At 32.8% G+C, this 7094-nt stretch carries 8 protein-coding genes and 1 pseudogene; 1 reads left to right on the forward strand and 8 read right to left on the reverse strand.

Features of this window, described 5'->3' with window-relative positions:
- The 8 genes and pseudogenes from H0I41_RS04980 to H0I41_RS09470 all read right to left on the reverse strand — a co-directional run bounded on the left by H0I41_RS04980 (position 1) and on the right by H0I41_RS09470 (position 6208).
- Positions 1 to 1046 (reverse strand): annotated as a pseudogene (locus tag H0I41_RS04980) (zinc-binding dehydrogenase).
- Positions 1047 to 1197: 151 nt separating this feature from the next.
- Positions 1198 to 1845, reverse strand: coding sequence for a PepSY domain-containing protein (locus H0I41_RS04985; RefSeq protein WP_086874859.1), 648 nt, complete (start codon positions 1843 to 1845; stop codon positions 1198 to 1200).
- Positions 1846 to 1975: 130 nt separating this feature from the next.
- Positions 1976 to 3328, reverse strand: a complete 1353-nt coding sequence (locus H0I41_RS04990) for a sensor histidine kinase (protein WP_135014471.1) — start codon at positions 3326 to 3328, stop codon at positions 1976 to 1978.
- Positions 3321 to 4016, reverse strand: coding sequence for a response regulator transcription factor (locus H0I41_RS04995; RefSeq protein ID WP_011161971.1), 696 nt, complete (start codon positions 4014 to 4016; stop codon positions 3321 to 3323). Before H0I41_RS04995 ends, H0I41_RS04990 begins: the two co-directional genes overlap by 8 nt.
- A gap of 138 nt (positions 4017 to 4154) precedes the next feature.
- Positions 4155 to 4778: an NUDIX hydrolase N-terminal domain-containing protein gene (locus H0I41_RS05000; protein WP_004897386.1), complete on the reverse strand. Its 624-nt coding sequence runs from the start codon at positions 4776 to 4778 to the stop codon at positions 4155 to 4157.
- 22 nt (positions 4779 to 4800) lie between these two features.
- Entirely contained in the window at positions 4801 to 5400 is a 600-nt protein-coding gene (locus H0I41_RS05005) for an HAD family hydrolase (RefSeq protein ID WP_135014472.1), read from the reverse strand.
- A 254-nt stretch (positions 5401 to 5654) separates the two neighbouring features.
- Entirely contained in the window at positions 5655 to 6038 is a 384-nt protein-coding gene (locus H0I41_RS05010) for an aldo/keto reductase (protein ID WP_373867551.1), read from the reverse strand.
- Between the two features lie 8 nt (positions 6039 to 6046).
- On the reverse strand, positions 6047 to 6208 hold the full coding sequence (locus tag H0I41_RS09470; protein ID WP_372447385.1) for a hypothetical protein: 162 nt from the start codon (positions 6206 to 6208) through the stop codon (positions 6047 to 6049).
- 173 nt (positions 6209 to 6381) lie between these two features.
- Here H0I41_RS09470 and H0I41_RS05015 point away from each other — a divergent pair, with 173 nt between their 5' ends.
- Positions 6382 to 7065, forward strand: coding sequence for a TMEM175 family protein (locus tag H0I41_RS05015; protein ID WP_086874856.1), 684 nt, complete (start codon positions 6382 to 6384; stop codon positions 7063 to 7065).
- Positions 7066 to 7094: the final 29 nt, after the last annotated feature.

A 7094-nucleotide genomic window follows, 5' to 3' on the forward strand; every position in this document is an offset into this window, starting at 1 on the left:
TTACTTATCATTAACAATGATCAACGACTTAATTGCATCACGATTACTCATTGCTTCATACGCATCTTGAATATGATCTAAATCAAAACTCTTGGTAAATACCTTACCTGGATTGATTTTACCATCAAGAACTGCTTGTAATAAAACTTCTTTATCAGGTTTAGTTACAGAAGCGATACCACCACGCAAACCTACATTCTTCCAGAATAATTGGTTTGACTTAGGTTCTGCATGTGTGGTACACCCACTCTACCAATCACAGCACCAGGACGAGCAATTTGACCAGCTTGTTCAATAGCACTTTCTGCACCAACACATTCTAGCACTGCATCAGCCCCAGCATTTTCCTTAGTTAAGGCCAGCACATCCTTAACAGCTTCTTCGTCTCGACTCGAAACAATATCAGTTGCACCAAATTCTTTACCTAATTGTGCACGATCATTATGGTGAGATAAAAGAATAATTTTTTCAGCACCCAATAACTTGGCACCAATTATACCGGCAAGACCAACAGCACCATCCCCAATTACGGCTACAGTGTAACCAGGTTTTACTTCAGCATTTAAAGCTGCATGATAACCAGTTGCCATTACATCTGATAAAGTTTGAAGGGATGCCAATTGATCATCAGTGTAGTCTTCTGGCTTTCCAGGAATTTTAACTAAACCTGAATTTGCTAGTTGATATTTCATGTATTCTGCTTGATATCCCCCGTTTGTTCCTGACTTTTGATTTAAGCAGTTACCTTCAAATCCGTTAATACATGCAACACAGTGGCCACAACCATGAGTAAATGGAACAATGACAAAGTCATTTGGTTTAATATCTGTTACATCATCACTAACTTCTTCAACCACACCAATTGCTTCATGGCTAATCAATGAACCAGATTCACGGTCGGCAATATCTCTAAACCACCATAAATCTGAACCATAAACACTCGCACGAATCACTCGAATAATAGCTTGATTTTCTCCATCAATCTTTGGCTTCTCTACTTCTTTTACTTCAACTTTACCAGGTTCTACAAAAACTGCTGCTTTCATATTCTATATCCTTTCGTTTCATTAACTTACACAGATAGTTTAAATTAAAAAAGTACCACCTACAATTGCTAAAAAAACATGCTACTATTCATTTTACGTATGACACACTCGCAAACAAAAAATCGGATCTATACGATCCGATTCTAAGTTCTTAATTATTCTTATCTTCTTTGCTAGTCTTATTTTCTTTGTGATCTACTTGATCCTTCTTTTCACTATCTTTCTTATCTTTTTTGTCTTCATCAGTCTTAGTCTTTAAGATTTTTTGACTTTTAGCATCAATCTTAACTTCAGTTTCTTTATTGCCATCTTTTAATTCAACTTCCCAAACTGGTTGCTGATCATCCATTTCTAAAGACCACTTAACAGCCTTACCAGATGCCTTAGTTTGGGCAAGTTTTGTAGCTTCACTACGGCTTATTAAGCCATTTAGATCTAAGGCCTCTTCTTTATCATCTGCATCTAAGTTTTCTGACTTAGCTTTTAAAATTTTGCCACTACTTGCATCAATTTTAACTTTATATTCTTTTTCTGAATCAAAGCCCTCTACTTCATAAATATATTTATTTTTCTTATTCTTTAGTCCAATCTCCTTAATTGATTTTGAGCCATACTTTTCATTAAATTTATTAATTACATCACTTTGAGAAAGATTGATTGAGTTAGAAGTTTGTGTTTGTTCCGTAGCTTGTCCACCAGTAGATGCTTGAGCTTGATTAATTAAAGTAAGACTAGTTCCACCAAGGGCTAAACCTAAAACAGCTGCGCCTAATGATAATCTCTTAATGTTTGTTCTCATAATAGAATCCTCACTTTTTCTTCAAATTTATTTTTTATTGCTTAACTTTATATATTTAGTTTACGAAAAAACGAGGATGAAAAAACTAAGAGCAGATATAAATTAAATGAAGATTTTTTCATTTTAATCATTAGAGTGGTAATTTTATTTCAAAAATCGTCCCTTTAGGAGTATTAGCTGAAACACTAATTTTTCCATGATACTTGGTAACAATATCTTTTACAATAGCTAAGCCAATTCCAGTACCTTTAATCTGACTAGAGTGAGCTTGATCTTCTCGATAAAAACGATCAAAAATCTTATCATAATTTTCTTCTCTAATACCAATTCCCTGATCCTTAACTCTTAAAATTAAGTACCCATTATCTTTTTGCAATTCTACCTTTATTTTGGCATTGTCTTGAGAATACTTGGCCGCATTGTCTAACAAATTATGAACAATTAAGCGAAAATCTTTAATTTCAATTGGATAAAAAAGTTTTATTGGACTTGAAATATAGACACTACAAGTATTATATTCTTGTTCAAGAATTTCACTCTCTTTTTGAACTATTGGCACTAGATCAATGGGCTCAATTGACTGGTGCTGTTTCTTAGCTCGTCCTAATTCCAAAAGTTCATTAACCAGTATTTCCATCCTACTTGATTCAGAGTCAATATATTGGAGGGACTTTGCGACAATTTCGGGATGTTCTTTACCGCGTCTTTTAATCAAATTAATGTGGCCACGGATTGCAGCAAGCGGCGTCTTCAATTCATGAGATGCATCAGTAACAAATTGTTGTTCACGCTGAATTGCCTTATCTTGATACTCTAGCAATTTATTAAAAGACTGCGCTAAGTGGTGAATTTCTGCTGGTTGTTTCGGCACGAATACTTTCTTTTTTGCCGTGGTTTGATGTTCAATTGCCTCAATATCTTGATCTATTTTCTCTAGTGGCTGACTCCATTTTCTTGAAAAACGTTTAATTAAAGGAATCGAACAAATGATGGCAATTAAATTTAAAATAATGATTGCAAGTAATAAATGGGTAATTAAGTTGAAAAGATCGTCAACATTTAAAATCACAGAAATTCGATAGCCATCTTCATTTGCAGTCCGTAAATAATAAACGCTATTTTCCATAAAAACAACATTATTGTAATTCCTATGATTCTTTACTTTTTCAAATAATTCTTCCCCATCTTCCGAATAGACAGTCTTGCCCTTAGGAGTTTTCAGTGAAATCGCATCATTACTTTGTCTAGCAAGATAAGCATTTAGAAATAATTTCCATTCATTTTTATTCTTATGCTCATCATGGTCACTAATATTATCACTAATTGTATCAATAACTTCTTCTGCTTGCTCATGAGCATTATTATAAATGAATGCTGTTGAAATACCAGCAAATGCTAAATTAACTAGGAAGAGAATAATAATGAATAAAGTTAGAAACAACTGTGTTAATTGTTGGGAAGTTGTTCTTATTTTTTTATTCATTATCGTCCACCTTTCTTAAGCAATAGCCATATCCACGAACTGTTTTAATCAAATTACGATATTTTCCCAACTTATTTCGCAGCGCTCTTATATAGACATCAACTGTGTTAGTTTGACCGACAAAATCATATCCCCATACGATATCTAATAATTCATCCCGGCTTTTAACTTTTTCAGGATCATTCATTAATTCACATAGCAATGCATATTCTTTTGGAGTTAAGTAGATTTCCTCACCCTTGCACCAAAATTTATGAGAAACCAAGTCAATTTTTAAAACACTAAATTCTAAGGTAGAACTGACAACCCGTCTCTTTTCTCGTTCCAATCTTCTAAGAATCACTCTAATTCGGGCGAAAAGTTCTTCTATTTCAAAAGGCTTGGTCATATAGTCGTCTAAGCCTTGATCTAAAGCATTACTAATGTCAGAAGCTTGGTTACGGGCAGTTAACATAATAATAGGAATGTCACTAACTTTTCTAATTCTTCTTAAGACAGTGATGCCATCATAAACAGGTAACATCCAATCTAAAAGGATTAAAGTTGGTTTTTCTTTTTCAAAAAATTCAAGACCTTCTTTACCATCTTTAGCCCAGACTACCTCATAGCCTTCTAATTCAAGCTCTGGTTGAATAAAACTAGCTAGGCTCTCCTCATCTTCAATTAAAAGAATTTTTGTTTTTTCCATATCTTACCCCCCTGCTTTCCAACTCACCTTTAGCATTGCTTTAAAATAGTAAATTCAATATTAATTTGATTCTTTTTATTTTAAATGTCTATTAAAATAGCTCTAAGTAAACTGCTTGGAGCTATTTGTAATAAATTTTTATTCAAACTTAGTATCCCAATTTGGATCATTATTTGCTTCAAAACACATTGCAATTTGTTCCTCTGTGTTTCTATCAATAGATAAGTTTGGCAAATTGTCTAGAGGAAAGTAGTCACAAGCATCTGTTTCATCATTAGGAGTAAATGTACCACCTAATTCTTTACATAAAAAGAAAATCTTAGTAACGTTAGTCGCTAAAATTGGCTTATTATGATGATTACGATCTTGAACTGCAATAATTTTAATTGGTTCTACTTTTCTACCAGATTCTTCAAAAGCCTCTTTAACACAGTTATCTGCGACAGTTTGATCATAATCGTTCCAGCCGCCGGGCAATGACCATTCTTGAGACATTTTTTCACGAACTAATAAGATTTTATTATCTTTAAAAATTGCAGCTCGAGTCTCAATTTTAGGAGTTTGATATCCCTCATCTCCAAGAAACAAGGTTTTAATTTTTTCTTCTGGAATTCCAGTCCTAGCAGCCATCATTTCACCAGCAATACGCCGAATTTCTTCATAGCGTTCACGATCAAAAACATCATGGCCATATCTTAATCCGGCTTGCGCTAGGCTCTGCAAATCCATTGCCCAATTTGCAATTTGATCATTTGTTTTCATTTTTCAATCACCTAAAATTTACTTAATGGTTAGAAATATATTCTTGTAATTCGCCAAGCTTATCAATCTTAAAAGTAAAAGCTAACATACCAAGCTTCTTTGCTGCATCGGTGTTTGCTTTTAAATCATCGATAAATATACTCTCTTCTGGATTTAAAATATAGCGAGCAATTAATCTTTCATATATTCTTCTATCTGGCTTCATTAATTTCTCTTGGGCAGAAAAAACATAACCATCAAAATAATTGCCCATCTCAGAATTTTTAACAAAATTAGCAAACTGCATTCCCGTATTGGATAAACCGTAAATCTTATAGCCTTGTTTACGTAGTTCCTCCATATAATTAAAAACTGGCTCATAGAAATCAACATTTTCTGGCCAAGTTACCATAATTTGCTTAACCTTACTTTTTAATTTATCCGGAACTTTACTAATAAAAATTTCAGTGGCTTCTTCCTCGGTAATTTTTCCAGAGTCTATTTCGCCCCACTCTTTAGATTCAAAAATAGTTTTTCTAATTAGATCATGATCCTCGGGACTCAATTCATAATGATTTAAAATCTCATCTAGATTGTAGTTCATAATGACATTTCCAAAGTCAAAAATAATATTCTTAAGCATTAACTTCCCCTCTATCTTTAATAGTCTATAGTAAAAATATTGCTCTTTTTGCTAGAATCTTGCAAGAAAAAACTAGAGATTTGATAAACCCTCGTCTTAAGGATTAATTATTATCTTATCGACCGCTCTGATTCATAAGTAAAGTATCTCCTCTTACTTTTTGTCAGTTATAATTATATACTGATTAAAAGTAAGTACAGTGCTAATTTTTTAATAAAAATTATACTTTTCCCTATAATCTGGAACAATTAAATTTACATCTTGCCGCCAAATACTGGGAGGACGCCTGCTTTACCATAATCAACCGGGGTAAACTTCTTAAGTTTATCCATATCTTCATCACTGATTACAAAATCAATTTCAGCATTACTCTTCATATGTGCAGGATTTGCAGACTTAGGTAATACAACACAGTTAAGTTTCCAATCATAACGAATACATAATTGAGGTACGGTTACACCATACTTATTACCGATCTTTTTAATTTTTGGATCATTTAGAGGAGCACGGTGAGCAATTGGTGAGAAAGCTTCAACTACAATATCATTTCCTTGAATGTAATCAATTAAGTTCATCGGGGTTTCACCAATGTAAACTAAAATTTGATTAACAGCAGGTTTAGTAGAACTATTCTTCATTAAGTTATCTAAATCTTCTTTTTCAAAGCTGGGGGGGCACCAATTGTACGTAACTTTCCTTCTTCGACTGCTTTAGGTGTTTGATCATCAGGAATCTCCCATATCCCAAGTGCCATCTCAGGAATTTTTAAACCATTATTCATGGTTAAAGTTTCATCAAAAATAGACATAGAATCATCCCTTTCTTTGCTAATTTCATTTTAAAAGAAAAATTTTTAACTACCTAAGATTTAGAATGCATCAATTTCTATAACTTAAATGCATATTTTGCTTATTTCCATCTTAATTACCGTCTTTAAATGTTGTAAAATGCTAATATTAGTAAATTGTAAGGAAAGATAAAATGAAAAGAAACAGAAAAGAATACAATTTCAACGATTTTTCAAAGCAAGAAAAAGAAAAATTAAAGACTGTTCGCCAAGAACTTATTCAAGCACAAAAAGAAGAACCAGAAAGCTTGCGTGAGCACCTGCAAGCTTTCAACGATGGGGTAATGGCAATCATTATTACAATTATTGTATTAGAAATCCAGCCAGCTATTAATGAAGTTCACTATGGGCAATTTCTCGCAAATATTATTGTATTTTTAATTACATTCTTCGTCGTAGCTGATTTTTGGTATGATCTGCATTTAGCATTTTCCTACTATATATTTAAGCCTTCGAAAACAATAGCTGTTTTAGATTTCTTTTTCTTAGCCGACCTTTCTCTTCTTCCAGTAATGACAAAATGGATTATGGCAGAAAGTTCAACATTTGCGGTAGCTAATTTTGGAGTAGTTTTTTTAATTGCTAAAATTTTAGAATATTTGATTCAATATTTTGGTGCTAAGAAGACAGCAAAATATTCACAAATCATGAACATTATTATTAGTCGATCTTTTATTAGAAAGGTCGCTGTCACCTTATTTTTAAATATTGTTCTCATTGGTCTATCGTTTGTTCTTCCTAGACTTGCCATGATTCTTTATGTAGTTATACCAGTAATTTCATTTTTATTCCCAGTTAAGCGGAATAAAATCATGTAATAAAGGCAGAAGCATTTAATTGTGCTTCT

Source organism: Lactobacillus johnsonii (assembly GCF_014058685.1).
GTDB lineage: Bacteria > Bacillota > Bacilli > Lactobacillales > Lactobacillaceae > Lactobacillus.